Source organism: Achromobacter xylosoxidans, from assembly GCF_001457475.1.
Lineage (GTDB): Bacteria > Pseudomonadota > Gammaproteobacteria > Burkholderiales > Burkholderiaceae_B > Achromobacter > Achromobacter xylosoxidans.
The window spans coordinates 4,924,334-4,937,157 of the sequence record NZ_LN831029.1 but is presented as its reverse complement, the minus strand read 5'-3'; the positions used below and the strand labels follow the sequence as shown (position 1 = coordinate 4,937,157).

At 69.0% G+C, this 12,824-nt stretch carries 18 protein-coding genes; 6 read left to right on the top strand and 12 right to left on the bottom strand.

Translation table 11 applies throughout. The annotated features are described in order from the left end of the window. Window positions 1-9: 9 nt before the first annotated feature. The 3 genes from AT699_RS22135 to AT699_RS22125 form a co-directional block, all read right to left on the bottom strand. Entirely contained in the window at window positions 10-531 is a 522-nt protein-coding gene (locus AT699_RS22135) for a DUF4189 domain-containing protein (protein WP_006386506.1), read from the bottom strand. 107 nt (window positions 532-638) lie between these two features. After that, window positions 639-944 (bottom strand): cupin domain-containing protein, encoded by a 306-nt coding sequence (locus tag AT699_RS22130; protein ID WP_006386507.1) that lies wholly within the window; start codon window positions 942-944, stop codon window positions 639-641. 240 nt (window positions 945-1,184) lie between these two features. Beyond that, complete coding sequence (locus AT699_RS22125) at window positions 1,185-1,448, bottom strand: hypothetical protein (protein WP_006386508.1); 264 nt, start codon at window positions 1,446-1,448, stop codon at window positions 1,185-1,187. A 193-nt stretch (window positions 1,449-1,641) separates the two neighbouring features. Here AT699_RS22125 and AT699_RS22120 point away from each other — a divergent pair, with 193 nt between their 5' ends. From AT699_RS22120 to AT699_RS22110, 3 genes are all read left to right on the top strand, one after another. Continuing rightward, window positions 1,642-2,550 (top strand): aldose epimerase family protein, encoded by a 909-nt coding sequence (locus AT699_RS22120; RefSeq protein ID WP_024069882.1) that lies wholly within the window; start codon window positions 1,642-1,644, stop codon window positions 2,548-2,550. Between the two features lie 77 nt (window positions 2,551-2,627). Continuing rightward, window positions 2,628-2,984 (top strand): hypothetical protein, encoded by a 357-nt coding sequence (locus AT699_RS22115; protein ID WP_006386510.1) that lies wholly within the window; start codon window positions 2,628-2,630, stop codon window positions 2,982-2,984. 133 nt (window positions 2,985-3,117) lie between these two features. Continuing rightward, on the top strand, window positions 3,118-3,471 hold the full coding sequence (locus AT699_RS22110) for an antibiotic biosynthesis monooxygenase (RefSeq protein WP_006386511.1): 354 nt from the start codon (window positions 3,118-3,120) through the stop codon (window positions 3,469-3,471). Between the two features lie 16 nt (window positions 3,472-3,487). Here AT699_RS22110 and AT699_RS22105 read toward each other — a convergent pair whose 3' ends face one another. The 3 genes from AT699_RS22105 to AT699_RS22095 form a co-directional block, all read right to left on the bottom strand. Then, the gene (locus AT699_RS22105) at window positions 3,488-3,787 is read right to left on the bottom strand and encodes a hypothetical protein (RefSeq protein ID WP_223203218.1); all 300 of its coding nucleotides are present in this window, start codon (window positions 3,785-3,787) and stop codon (window positions 3,488-3,490) included. Window positions 3,788-3,905: 118 nt separating this feature from the next. Beyond that, window positions 3,906-4,919 carry a zinc-binding alcohol dehydrogenase family protein gene (locus AT699_RS22100; RefSeq protein ID WP_024069881.1) on the bottom strand — a complete coding sequence of 338 codons (1,014 nt, stop codon included), beginning with the start codon at window positions 4,917-4,919 and terminating at the stop codon, window positions 3,906-3,908. A 26-nt stretch (window positions 4,920-4,945) separates the two neighbouring features. Further along, complete coding sequence (locus AT699_RS22095) at window positions 4,946-5,740, bottom strand: SDR family NAD(P)-dependent oxidoreductase (RefSeq protein ID WP_024069880.1); 795 nt, start codon at window positions 5,738-5,740, stop codon at window positions 4,946-4,948. Between the two features lie 109 nt (window positions 5,741-5,849). Between AT699_RS22095 and AT699_RS22090 the strand changes: the two genes are divergently transcribed. Then, complete coding sequence (locus AT699_RS22090) at window positions 5,850-6,767, top strand: LysR family transcriptional regulator (RefSeq protein WP_020928912.1); 918 nt, start codon at window positions 5,850-5,852, stop codon at window positions 6,765-6,767. A gap of 12 nt (window positions 6,768-6,779) precedes the next feature. Here the strand turns inward: AT699_RS22090 and AT699_RS22085 are convergent, their stop codons facing one another. Then, window positions 6,780-7,283: a DUF6496 domain-containing protein gene (locus AT699_RS22085; protein WP_024069879.1), complete on the bottom strand. Its 504-nt coding sequence runs from the start codon at window positions 7,281-7,283 to the stop codon at window positions 6,780-6,782. 190 nt (window positions 7,284-7,473) lie between these two features. Between AT699_RS22085 and AT699_RS22080 the strand changes: the two genes are divergently transcribed. Next, complete coding sequence (locus AT699_RS22080; protein WP_006386517.1) at window positions 7,474-7,692, top strand: dodecin; 219 nt, start codon at window positions 7,474-7,476, stop codon at window positions 7,690-7,692. Window positions 7,693-8,671: 979 nt separating this feature from the next. Here AT699_RS22080 and AT699_RS22075 read toward each other — a convergent pair. Continuing rightward, a complete protein-coding gene (locus tag AT699_RS22075; RefSeq protein WP_006386518.1) occupies window positions 8,672-9,226 on the bottom strand; it encodes an NADPH-dependent FMN reductase in 555 nt (184 codons plus the stop codon). A gap of 134 nt (window positions 9,227-9,360) precedes the next feature. Beyond that, entirely contained in the window at window positions 9,361-9,738 is a 378-nt protein-coding gene (gene hpxZ / locus AT699_RS22070; protein ID WP_024069878.1) for an oxalurate catabolism protein HpxZ, read from the bottom strand. Window positions 9,739-9,946: 208 nt separating this feature from the next. On the opposite strand from hpxZ, the gene AT699_RS22065 reads away from it, so the two are divergent. Then, on the top strand, window positions 9,947-10,492 hold the full coding sequence (locus AT699_RS22065; protein ID WP_024069877.1) for an antibiotic biosynthesis monooxygenase: 546 nt from the start codon (window positions 9,947-9,949) through the stop codon (window positions 10,490-10,492). Between the two features lie 26 nt (window positions 10,493-10,518). Here the strand turns inward: AT699_RS22065 and AT699_RS22060 are convergent, their stop codons facing one another. From AT699_RS22060 to AT699_RS22050, 3 genes are read right to left on the bottom strand one after another with little or no spacing between them, the layout of a single operon-like run. Then, complete coding sequence (locus AT699_RS22060) at window positions 10,519-11,226, bottom strand: GntR family transcriptional regulator (protein ID WP_024069876.1); 708 nt, start codon at window positions 11,224-11,226, stop codon at window positions 10,519-10,521. Between the two features lie 20 nt (window positions 11,227-11,246). Further along, window positions 11,247-12,635 (bottom strand): AtzE family amidohydrolase, encoded by a 1,389-nt coding sequence (locus AT699_RS22055; protein WP_024069875.1) that lies wholly within the window; start codon window positions 12,633-12,635, stop codon window positions 11,247-11,249. Next, window positions 12,632-12,814, bottom strand: a complete 183-nt coding sequence (locus tag AT699_RS22050; RefSeq protein WP_006386524.1) for a DUF4089 domain-containing protein — start codon at window positions 12,812-12,814, stop codon at window positions 12,632-12,634. The genes AT699_RS22055 and AT699_RS22050 overlap by 4 nt, the downstream gene beginning before the upstream one ends. Window positions 12,815-12,824 lie beyond the last annotated feature (10 nt).

Here is a 12,824-nt window from a genome sequence, read left to right as displayed (position 1 = left end):
GGCGGCGGGCTATTGCACCCGTACCGGCATGCTGCAATCGGAGAAGAATACCTCACAGGCGCCGCCGCTTTCCCGCTTGCACTCGGCGAGCGTCATATCCGTCGCGGCCTCGAGCGTGGGGGCGAACCGGGAGACGGCGATGCCGTTGCCCCAGACGATCACGCCGCATTGGTTGGCGTACGAGACCTGGACGCGGCAGTCGCCGCCGCCTTTTTTGGCGCAGGATGCCACGGAGTCGTCTTCGGCCTGTTGCCGGCTCTTTCTGCTGCCGGCCACGCCAACCTTGCCGGTGACGGCATCCATGGCGATGGCGCCCCAGCGTTGTTCCCAGCGGACCGGCGGCGGGGGCGGCGGCGCCTGGTAGCCGCCCGGCACCTGGTACAGCCCGGGAATCGGAATGCACTGGGCGGTGCCCACGGCGGCCATGGTGTAGCCATCGGGACAGCCTTGTTCGGCCGTTGCCGGACGCGTCATCGCCAGTCCGAGGGCCAGGGTTGCGAATACCACGATGTGAAGAGGAAGACGCTTCATGGACTGGCCTGTGGTGACCGACGCTGTCGGGATGCGCGGATACTAGCGATTCCGGCAGCCAGTGGCAATATGCGCGCGCGAAGCGGAGTGGGCCGGCCGCCGCGGCCTCAGTAACCGACCGGATCGACGATCATCAGCACGCCGTGGCTGCCCTCGGCGACGGCGTGCGGCACCCCGGCGGGCGCCAGGTACATGCTGCCGGCCGCGACCTCGATCGCCTCGCCCTTGACCGACAGGCGCAGCGCGCCACTGATGACGATCAGGGCTTCGTTGTAGTCGTGCGTTTCGGCGGGGGAGGGCTGGCCGTCCATCCGTAGGATCTTGACGTTGCAGCCGCCAGTCTGGGCCAGCACGCGGGACTTCCAGGCGTCGGGCAGGCCGTTGGCGGCGTCGAGCAGGTCGAGCAGGGGCATGGTGGGCTTGCCGGGCGCGTGCCTGGCGCGAGAGGAAGGCGTTCTCACGCCCTGGAGAGGGGGAAGGGACCGTTCAGGCTTCCTGGCCGTAGCCGAAAGGCCAGCGGCGGCGGGTGGGTTCGGGCTTGGCGGTGTCTTCTTGCATGTTTTTCTCCGTAGGGTGCATTCCGGGGGATTCTATTTCCCGAGATGTAACAGCATTGCAAGGGATCGTTAGCACTCTGTCGTCGCGGCGGCCCCCTAGTCGGGCGCGAACAGCGTGACCTGGCGTTCGAGCGCGTAGGTGGCGCGGTAGCTGGCGGGCGTGGCGCCGCGGTCGATCAGCAGCAGGCCCTCGCGTTCGGCGGTGGCCAGGACGTCGCGCAGCTTCTGGCCGCTTTCCAGGCCGGTGGCTTCCTGCAGCCGTTGCAGGGGCAGGTAGTCGCCGTTCTTGACGCCGCTCAGGCGCGTAAAGGCGCTGAGCCAGATGCTGCGGCTGGGCGGGGAATTGATCAGACTGGTCATGGGCAGGGGTCCCTTGCGGTCGGATTACTGTATGAATGAACAGTATATCCGAACGTCGGACCAATCCCCGGTAGAGTATGTCGCACGGGTTTGAGGCATGGGGCAACGCTGAGGCCGGCAGCGTTTGCCGGCTCCGGACCGCGCCATGCACAATGGCGTCTCGCGGCCGTTCGCAGAGCCGCGGGAGCGCCCGATGCCCGATGATTTGCCCTTCCCCGCCTCGCTGGATGCCAGTGAACGCGTGACCATCACCCACGGCCCCCATCGCGCCGAGTTCGCGCCCGGCGGGGGCGGACGCCTGACGCGCCTGTCGACCGAGGCGCACGACTGGATCGTGCCGCTGGCCGAGACGGATTGGCCGCCCGCGCAATGGCCGCGCGCCGGCTCGTATCTGCTGGCGCCGTACTCGAACCGGGTGCGCGATGGCGTGTTCACGTTCGAAGGCGCGCGCCACGTGCTGGCATCGTTGCCCGGACGGCCGCAGGCGATTCACGGCGCCGGCCTGTATCAACCCTGGCAGGTGCGCCATCTGGCCGATGACGCGGTCGACCTGGTGCTGCAACAGCCCGCCGGCGTGCTGGGCTGGCCGTGGCCGTATGAATGCGTGCAGCGCTATCGGTTGGATTCGCGCGGGCTGTCGTTGACGCTGTTGATGATCAACCATGGCGATGCGCCGATGCCGTTCGGTTGCGGCATCCATCCGTACTTCACCGCCACGCGCGTGGCGCTGCATGCGCGGCGCATCTGGCCGACCGACGCCGACGGCCTGCCCGGCGCCAGCCAGACCACCCACGTGCGGGAACTGGGCCGGTCGGCCGAGGGGTGCGATACCTACCTGTCGCAGTGGGGCGGCCGCGCCACGCTGCACTGGCCGGATGGACACGAACTGGCGCTGCACGCCGATCCGGCTTTCGCGCACCTGGTGGTCTACACGGCGCCAGGCGCCGATTTCCTGTGCGTGGAGCCGGTGACCAATGTCGCCGATGCCTTCAACCTGGCGGCGGCCGGCGAGACCCGCACAGGCCTGCAGGTGCTGGCGCCGGGCGGGCGTTTCAGCGCCTCGATGCTGCTGGCGTTGCAAACGCCGCGCGCGGCGCGTTGACGTCGCGCGATGCCGGCGCTGGCAACGGCCAGGGCCTGTCGGCGATAATCCGGCCAAACCAATCCAGGAGTCGCTACGTGAAAAAGCTCAGCACCGAACAATTGCAGGCGGCCGCCGAAACGCTGCGCCGGGTGCAGGCCAGGCTGGCCCGTTCGGGCAATATGCCGCTGGAACCGACGATCTACGCCAGCGCCAAGGGCTTCCGGCGCAACGTGCCCGACTATGTCTGGTCGTGGCTGTCGGGCCTGCTGGCGCCGCACAAGAGCCTGTCGGCGTGGATGGATGCGCACCAGCCCGGTTGGCGCGAAGGCAAGATTCCGGCCGCCGTGGTGTATGCGCGCACCGAGAACGGCTGGTTCGATTGGCTGATCGCCGAGCTGGAAACCGAGATCAATGATCCGCACGCCCGCGCCCGGCGCGAAGGGCGCGCCTGATCCGGGCCAGGGACCGAGAAGGGAGGCTGCGCGATTGCGGACGGCATTGTCCGTAGTCTCGCGCCCGCCGGCCTCTTTTTCGCGGCGTCGCGCCGGGCCATAGTGTCGCCTGTCTTTCACCGCAGGAGCCGACATGGCCTTTCCCGTTACCGCCACCTTCAAGCCCGCGCCGGATGGCACGGTGTTCATCGTCAACGTGATTCATGCCCACCCGGGCCGGCAGGAGGACGCCTTCCAGGCGATCCAGGAGGTGGTGCATTACGTCGCGCGCACCAAGCCGGGTTTCCTGTGGAGTAACCTGGCCAAGAGCACGGACGGCAAGACCGTGGTGAACATCGAGGCGATCTCGGGGGCGGGAAAGGTCGACGAATTCTTTTCCGATCCGGTGTTCCTGGAGAAATTCCGCAAGCTCGATGCGGTATCGACCAGCGAATTCCACACCTACCAGGTCGATGACCTGGTGTTGCCCGGAATGCCCGCGGCCTGAGCAGGCCGGCGAGGTGTCAGGCCCGCGCCCGCGAGCGCGCGGCGCGCAGGCGCCGCGCCAGCAGCACCAGCAGTTCCTGCGCCGCGGCCACGAGCAAGGCGGCCAGGATCGAACCGAGCACCAGGGCGTCCCACAGGCGCGGCGGGCCGACCCGGAACTGGATGGTGTCGAACACCAGCCCGGCGGTGATGCCGGCGACGATGACGGCCTTCCAGCCCTGCAGCGGCACCAGCCGCAGCATCAGCAGGGCGACCGCCACCATGCCCCAGAGCATCGGTTCCAGCGCTTGGTCGAACAGGTGAGAAATCAGAGCCAACTCCCGAAAGCGCGGCCACGGGCTGAAGGCCCGCGGCGCGCAGTCGAGGTTTTACCTCTTTCTTCCGACGAATGCGAGACACCCGTCCCAATTTTTTCGTCGAGACGGGCCGGGCGCCTCAGAAGCCTTCCAGCACCACCTTGCCGCGCGCCTTGCCGCTTTCGATGAAGGCGTGGGCGCGGCGCAGGTTTTCGGCGTTGATGCGGCCGTAGTGCTCGCCCAGCGTGGTGCGCAGGGTGCCGTTGTCGATCAGCCGCGCGGCCTGGTTCAGCAGTTCGTGCTGGGCGATCAGGTCGGGCGTGTTGTGCAGCGGCCGGGCGAACATGAATTCCCAGTGCAGCGAGGCCGACTTGCCCTTGAGCAGGCGCACGTCGATGGCGGAGGGGTCGTCGATCAGGGCGATCCTGCCTTGCGGCGCGATGGCTTCGGCCAGCTGCGCGAAGTGCTGGTCGGTCTGGGTCAGGCCGGCGATGAAGCCGACCTGCGGCAGGCCGATGCGCTTGAGTTCCTCGGCCAGCGGGCGGGTGTGGTCGATGACGTAATGGGCGCCCAGCTCGGTGACCCAGGCCTGGGTCTCGGGCCGGGAGGCGGTGCCGATGATGGTCAGGCCGGTCAGCTGGCGCGCCAACTGCACCAGGATCGAGCCGACGCCGCCGGCCGCGCCGACCACCAGCAGCGTGCCCTGGCTGGGCGCGGCGTTGTCCAGCACGCGCAGGCGGTCGAACAGCAGTTCCCACGCGGTGATGGTGGTCAGCGGCAGCGCGGCGGCCTGGGCGAAGTCCAGGCTCTGCGGCATGCGGCCGACGATGCGCTCGTCGACCACGTGCAGTTCGCTGTTGGCGCCGGGGCGGGTCAGGGCGCCCGCGTACCAGACGCGGTCGCCGGGCGCGAACAGGCTGGTCTTGGCGCCCACGGCGCGCACGATGCCGGCGGCGTCCCAGCCGATGATCTCGGGCTGGCCGTCCTTGGGCTTGCGGTTGGCGCGGATCTTCACGTCCACCGGGTTGACGGAGATGGCTTTGACTTCGACCAGCAGGTCGTGGTCGCCGGGAACGGGGTCGGGCGCGGTGATGTCCTGCAACGATTGCGGATCGGTGGCGGGCAGGTTCTGGAAGTAGGCGATGGCTTTCATGGGGGATCTCGGAACGGGAAAAGGGATCAGGCGATGGTGCGGACCACGCCGCCGTCGACGCGCAGCGCGGCGCCGTTGGTGGCCGAGGACTGGCGCGAGCAGGTGTAGACGACCATGTTGGCGACTTCCTCCACCGTTGCCAGCCGGCGCAGCAGCGAGCTGGGACGATGCTGGGCGATGAAGTCGCGTTCCATCTGTTCTTGCGGCAGGCCTTGTTCCCTGGCCATTTCGGCGAAGAAGTCGACCACGCCTTCGGAGCGCGTCGGGCCGGGCAGCACGGCATTGACGGTGACGCCGCTGCCGGCCGTCAGTTCGGCCAGGCCGCGCGAGACGCCCAGCAGCGCCGTCTTGCTGACGCCGTAGTGGATCATTTCGGCCGGGATGTGCAGCGCCGATTCGCTGGAGATGAAGACGATGCGGCCCCAGTCGGCGGCCAGCATGCGCGGCAGGTAGTAGCGCGACAGGCGCACGCCGCTCATGACGTTGGTATCGAGCATGTAGCGCCAGTCGTCGTCGGTGATTTCGGTGAAGGACTTGGGCGCGAAGTAGCCGGCGTTGTTGACCAGGATGTCGACGTCGGGATGGGCGGCGCAGACCGAAGCGGCGCCGTCGGCGGTGGACAGGTCGGCCTGCACGGTGTGCACCTGGGCGCCCGGATGCCGGCGCGCGATGGCTTCGGCGGCCTGCTTGAGCTTGTCGGCGCTGCGGCCGTGCAGCACCACCTGGGCGCCGGCTTCGGCCAGGCCCTGGGCGATGGCCAGGCCGATGCCGCCGGAAGAACCGGTGACCAGGGCCTTCTTGCCGTTGAGTTCGATTTTCATGGGGACTCCAATGCGGGTAGGGGGTGACGTCATGATTACCCAGTGGCGAACGATGAAAAACCGGCTAGCATCGGACTCAGTTTCAATAATTCTTTGAAAATGAGCCCCCATGGTTCGGTTGGAAGACTTGCGCATCTTTGTCGCCGCGGCGGATCACGGCGGTTTTTCGGCTGCCGCGCGCGAACTGGACCTGACGCCGGCGGTGGCCAGCGCCGCGCTCAAGCGGCTGGAACTGTCGCTGGACACCCGCCTGTTCGTGCGGTCCACGCGCAGCCTGCGGCTGACCGGCGACGGCGAGCGCTATCTGGAATACGCGCGCGCCGCGCTGTCGAGCCTGCAGGCCGGCCAGAGCGCGCTGGCGCGCGACAAGACGGCCATCTCCGGCACGCTTTCGGTGTCGATTCCGTCGGACCTGGGGCGCCATGTGCTGCTGCCCTGGCTGGACGAATTCCAGCAGCGCCATCCGCGCGTGAACTTCCAGGTACGCATCAGCGACCGCCTGGCCGACCTCTACCGGCAGCCGGTCGACATTGCGTTGCGCTACGGCACGCCCGGCGATTCCGGCCTGGTGGCGCTGCCGCTGGGCGAGCACAACCGCCGCGTGGTGTGCGCCGCGCCGGCCTATTTCGCGCGCCATGGCATGCCGCAGACGCCGGCCGACCTGCGCCGCCACAACTGCCTGTGCTTCGTGCTGGGCGAATCCCTGCACGACCGCTGGGCCTTCGAGCACGAGGGCGGGGCGCTGACCGTGCCGGTCAAGGGCGACCGCGTCGGCGATGACGGCGACCTGGTGCGGCGCTGGGCGCTGGCCGGCTACGGCGTCGCGTACAAGTCGCGCTACGACGTGCTGGCCGACCTGCGCGCCGGCCGCCTGGTGCAGGCCCTGCCGGACTATACCGGCGAGCCGTCGCCGCTGTACCTGCTGTGCGTGCACCGCATGCTGCTGTCGCCCGCCGTCAAGCGGCTGCGCGAATTCCTGCAGGCGCGCCTGCGCGAATTCGAGGCGGGCGCCGGCGCGGCGCCCTGACAGCCGCGCCGCTCAGTGATGCGCGGCGGCGCGGTTGGCGGCGCGGGTGCGCGCGGCTTTCTTGGCGGCGGCCGAGCGTCCCGCCGCGCCCTTGGTGGCGGCGGCCTTCTTCGCGGCGGCCGAGCGATCCGCCGCGGTGCGCCGTGACGCCGTCTTGGACGCGTGGCGCGACAGCGCGGGCTTGGACGCGGGCCTGGCGCTTTCGCGCTTGAGGGCGCGCGTGGTGGCGCGGGCGCGCGTCGGCGATTTGGCGTGCCCGTCATGCGCGGCCTCGCTGTCCTGCTTGGCCTTGCGCCGGGTCGACGCGCTGGCCTTCTTGGGCGAGGGCAGGTCAACCCCAGCGCGGCGCGCCTTCGACAGGCCGATGGCGATGGCCTGCTTGGTCGAGCGCACGCCGTGCTTGCCTTCGCGCACGTGGTCGATTTCCTCGCGCACGAATTCGCCCGCTTGGGTGGATGGGGACTTGCCTTGCTTCTTGTCGCGCGCGGCGCGTTGCAGCGTTTTCCGTTCAGGCATGACAACCTCCTGGCTTGCGTTTCAGAAGCGAGACCCGGGGACGCGGGCGAGGCCGCGCCGACGGAACTCGTAACACCACTCTATGCCCTGCGCGGTATCCTGTGTGTTCGAATGGATTGCCGGTCGTAAGCGCCGGAACCCCGCGCGCGGCCGACGATTCGCAACGCTTCCCCCTCAAAGGAGACAAGCCATGTCGAATCATGTCTACAAGCAGATCGAACTGGTGGGCTCGTCCACCAAGTCCACCGACGATGCGATCAGCAAGGCCATCGAGCGCGCATCCGAAACGCTGCGCCACCTGGATTGGTTCGAGGTCACCGAGGTGCGCGGCCACATCAAGGACGGCAAGGTGGCGCACTGGCAGGTCGGCCTGAAGATCGGCATGCGGCTGGAGGATGGCGACGTCTAGCGCCGCCGACGCGCGATGGCGAGCGCCCGGCATTCACGCGGCGGGCGCGACGCGTCTGCGGCGCTGCTCCTTTTTTGAGCGGTCCTTGCAAGTGCTTGTCGGATAAGATTTTTTTCGGCTTGTCATGAGACTGTTCAGAGGTTTGTCCACATCCGGTGGGGACAAATGCGAGAAGGGGCGGGCGGGCGCGGCGCATCACGTAGCTGGCGCGGCCGGAGCACGGCGCCTGAGCGTTTATTGCCCGCCTGGCGCAAGGCCTTGGCGGTAAAGGGATTTTTGCGGCTGCCCGCAGGCTGTCCTCAGCCTTATCCACATTTCCCGGGGACAACCTGGCGCCTGGGCGAGTGCGTCTGGGCCTTTCTTGACCACCCCTTGCAGGTGCTTGATGTGCAAGGGAAAAGCCGAGCTGCCCTCATCCTGTCCTCATGCTTGTCCACAGAATGCTGGGACAAATGCACCGGTCGATGCGAAGCGTCCGCGGGCGTCCCGCAATCGCCCTTTGGACGGTGGATAAGTGCGCCAGGAATCGGCCAAACGATGGATTGCGCAGTTTTTGACCGGTGCCTGCAAGTGCTTGGCACGTCAGGCTTTTTCGTACCTGCCCCACAGCTGTCCTCAAGCTTCTCCACAGTTGGCGGGGATATGTGGGCCCCCACGCGGCGCGCACTGCGTGCGCTTGCTGCCCCCCGAGGGGGCTGCCCGGCCTTCGGGCGGCCGGGCGGCCGGGCGGCTTTTTTTTTGGGGCGGTGTTGGTGGGCGAAGGGGGCGCGCGAAGGGGCGGGGGGGCGCGCGCACGGGGCGGCGTGTTGGTGGCGGGGGGGGCTGCCTTCCCAGGGGCGGCGAAGGGAACTGTTTTTCGGAGCGGGGCCGCTTTATCCACAAAAAAAGCCCCCCGGCTTGGCGGGGGGCGTGATCGCCCGGAGGTAGGCGGGCGATCGGTGCCGGGTGGGGAGGCGCCCTGGCCCGGCATCGGCGGCAATCAGGGATTGAACTTCTTGATCCAGTCGACGTAGCGGTCGATCCAGCCTTGCAGGAACTTGCGCGTGCCCTCGTTGGTGATGGTGTACTGGTCGTCGATCAGGCCATCGGTGTATTGCAGGAAGACTTCCGGCGTGGTCAGCGCGATGGCGCCTTCGGCGGCCAGGATGTTGCGCAGGTGCTGCTGCATGAGCGCGGTGCCGGCGGCGCTGGGCGAGGCGCCGAGGATGCCCACGGCCTTGCCGGCCCATGAGTTCTGGCCCCACGGGCGGGTGCCCCAGTCGATCGCGTTCTTGATGGCGGCGGGCACCGAGCGGTTGTGCTCGGGCGAGACGAACAGAATGCCCTGGGCGTCGAGGATCTGCTGCTTGAGCTTGGCCGCGGGCGCGGGCAGGTTGTTTTCGTTGTCCTGGTTATACAGCGGCACGTCGCCCAGGCTGACGTAGTCGAACTTGAAGTCCGCGGGAACCAGTTTTTCCAGCGCGCGCGCCAGGCGCAGGTTGATCGATGCGGCGCGCAGGCTGCCGACGAAGACGGCGATCTTGTAGGTGCTCATGAGGCGGGGCTCCGGGTCGGGGAAAGCCCAGTGTAGACCTGTCCTCATGACGGCTCAATGGCCGCGAATCAATATGGTTATGGGCGGTGTTGACTTGTGTCAGGGCGCATCTGCGCCGGCCGTCGCGGTCGCGTCTAGCCGCTCATGAGGCTGACGTGCGCCGAGACCACGCGCCAGCCCTGCGGCGTGCGCATCCAGGTCTGGCTCTGGCGGCCGATGCGGTCGCTGCCATCGCGCTGGAATTCGATGTTGGTGGTGGCGAAATCGCGGCCGTAGGTGGTGATCGCGGTACGCAGCACGCGGCGCGCAAGGCCTTGCGGCGAGCGGCCCGCGCGAAAGGCGCGGATGGCGTCGTAGCCATAGAGGTTCTCGGCGGCGCCATAGCGCAGCGTGTGCGGGCTGTTCCAGAACAACTCGTCCAGCACCTCGACCTGATTGCCGACCAGGGCGGCTTCATAGCGGGCAAAGGCCACGGTGACCTCGGTGACGACGTCGGGCAGGTTGATATCCATGTGAGGGGTCGGGCTCCGGGTTGATTGCACCGTCATGGTGCGTGATTCAGGGTAATCACCAATATGGGGTGTGTTGCGGTGCGCAAATCTCGCGGCCAGACGCGGCGATCGCCCTATGCGCGGGGAAATGATGCGGTGCAAGGCTGGCACGCCGCTTGCTAGGGTTTACACCACATAACACGCTGCGCGCCGCCCCAGGAGTTTCACCATGTCCAGTTCCGCCGTTTCCGCCCCGGTCACCATGCTGGTCACCCGGCACATCACGCCCGAACGCTACAGCGATTTCCTGTCCTGGATGCGCCAGGGCGAGATCCTCGCCGCCGGCTTTCCCGGTTTTCTCGGCTCGGGCGTGCTGCAGCCGCCCGAGGGCGGCGACCAGTACCAGATCGTGCTGCGCTTCAACGACGAGGCCAGCCTCAATCGCTGGGAGCAATCGCTGCCGCGCCGCATGTGGCTCGAACGCGGCGCCGCGCTGGTGCGGGCCAGCCATGCGCGCCGCGTCAGCGGCATGGACAGCTGGTTCGGCCCGCAGGGCAACGCCGGCGCGCCGCCGCGCTGGAAGCAGGCCGTGAGCATCTGGCTGGCGTATTTTCCGGTGCTGCTGGCGTTCACCTTGCTGGTGAGCGAACACCTGAGCGCACTGCCGGTGTTCTGGCGCGCGCTGATCACCAGCGTGACGATGACGCCGGTGATGGTGTTTGTCTGCATTCCGTTCGTCACGCGCCGGCTGGAGCGCTGGCTGCGGCCGCACTGACGCGGCCGCGTATCGCGCCAGCGCCATCACGCCGCCTGCGCGCGGCGCGTGGCATACAGCCGGTGCAGCGTGATCTTGCGCACGGCGGCCTGGCTGTCGCCGATATGCGCCGCAAGCAAGGCCGTCGCGCGTTCGGCGTCGCGGGCCAGGATGGCGTCGAGGATGGCGCCATGTTCGGCGTAGGTATGGGCGATACGGTCGGGCTGGGTGAAGTCCAGCCGCCGCACGATGCGGATGCGCTCGGTGGCGGCGCGGTGCACGCGCGCGATCTCAGGATTGCCGGCGGCGGCCACCAGGTCCGCATGGAAGCGCTCGTCCAGGTCCGCCAGCCACTCGCCATCGCCGGAATAATGGGCGCTGTCCACCAGCCACGTATCCGCCAGCGGCTGCAGCGCGCGCAGCGGATCGGGCACCTGGCCCGGCGCGCACAGCGCGCGCACCGCCGCGATCTCCAGCACGCTGCGCAGTTCATAGAAGTGATCGAGCGTGTCGAAGTCCAGCGGCTTGACCAGCCAGCCATTGCGCTGGCGCACCTCCAGGTAGCCCTCGCGTTCCAGGCGGAACAGGGCTTCGCGCACCGGCGTGCGGCTGACCCGCAGGCGGTCGGCGATTTCGGTCTCGGTGAAGCGGTCGCCCGGCGCCAGGCGGAAATCCAGGATGTCGCGCTTGAGCGTGCCGTAGGCGGAGTCGGCCAGGCTGCGGGGCGTGTCGATGACGGCGAATGCGGAATCCATGGACGGCCTCGGTTGGCGGGTCAGGAGAGGGGACGAACGGTGGCAACGCCCGCCTGTTCCAGCCGCCGCGCGGCCAGCAGGCAATCGGCCTCGCGCCACGGCGCGGCGATCAATTGGACGCCCAGTGGCAGGTGCGCGTCGGCGCCGATGCCCGGCCAGGTGGGCGCGGCGCACACCGGCAGGCCAAGGCAGGAGATCGGCTGCGTCAGCAGGCCCATGCTGGCGCGCGCGGGCAGTGACTGGCCGGCCAGGGCCAGGGTCTCGGTGCCGATGGCGGTGGCGGGCACCGGCGTGGCCGGGGCGATCAGCACGTCGTAGCGCGCGAACAGCGCCATGGCTTCGCGGTAGACGCGGTGGCGCACCCGCTGGGCCTGCTGCACCCAGGCGGCAGGCACCAGGCTGCCGGCGACCAGGCGGTCGCGTGAATGGGGTTCGTAGTAGTCGTAGTGCGTGACCAGACGGCGGCGATGCAGCGCGCCGCCCTCGGCCGCCGTGATGACGAAGGCCGCGGCGCGCGCCTGTTCGGCGCTGGCCAGTTCGACGATCTCGGTGGCCGCGAGCGCGCGCGCGGCCAGTTGCACGGCCTGGCGCGCCTCGGGGCCGGCCCAGTGCGCGAAGTAGCCGCCCAGCACGGCCACGCGCAGCGGGCGGTCCGAAGACAGCTCCGCCAGCACGGGTTCGACGGCGCGCTGGGCGCAGGCGGCATCCTCGGCATCCGGGCCTTGCAGCGCGTCGTAGGCTGCGGCCAGGCTGGCCGTGTCGGTCGCGAACGGACCCAGGTGGTCGAGGCTGCCGACGAAGGGGAATGAGCCGGTGCGCGGCAGGCGGCCGAAGGTCGGCTTCAGGCCGAACACGCCGCACAGCGAGGCCGGCACGCGGATCGAGCCGTTGGTGTCCGAGCCCAGCGTCAGCGGCACGAGGCCGCCGGCCACCGCGGCCGCGCTGCCACCCGACGAGCCGCCGGCGATGCGGGCGGGGTCGTGCGGATTGCGGCTGGCGCCGTAGTGCGAGTTCTCGGTGGTGAAACCGTAGGCGTGTTCGTCCATGTTGAGCGCGCCCACCAGCACGGCGCCGGCCTTGTGCAGCCGCGCGACCAGCGCGGCGTCGCGTGGCGCGGGCGGGTTGGCGGCGTTGACGCGGCCCCCGGCCAGCGTTACCTCCTCGGCGGTGTCGAACAGGTTCTTGACCGCGTAGGGCACGCCGGCCAACGGCGGCAGGGTGTCGCCGCGGGCGCGGCGCGCGTCGATGGCGGCGGCTTCCTGGCGCGCCCGGCTTTCGGTGACGGCGGTGAAGCAGTTGTAGCGCGCATCGGCGGCGCGGATGCGGGCCAGCGTGGCTTCGAGCACCGCCGCCGCGCTGCGTTCGCCGGCGCGGATCTGCCGCGCCAGGTCGAGGACGGCGCCGTTCATGGACGGAACACCGCGGCCGATTCCAGCTCCACCGGCAAGGCTTCGTCGACGAAGGTCGAGGCGATGTCGTGGATGCGCGTGAATTGCCGCGCCACTTCGGCCGTGGCCGGTTCGCGCAGGGCGTAGCCGGCCAGCGCCAGCGCGCTGCGCACGTATTGGTCGATGGTTTCCTGGGTCATGGCGGACTCC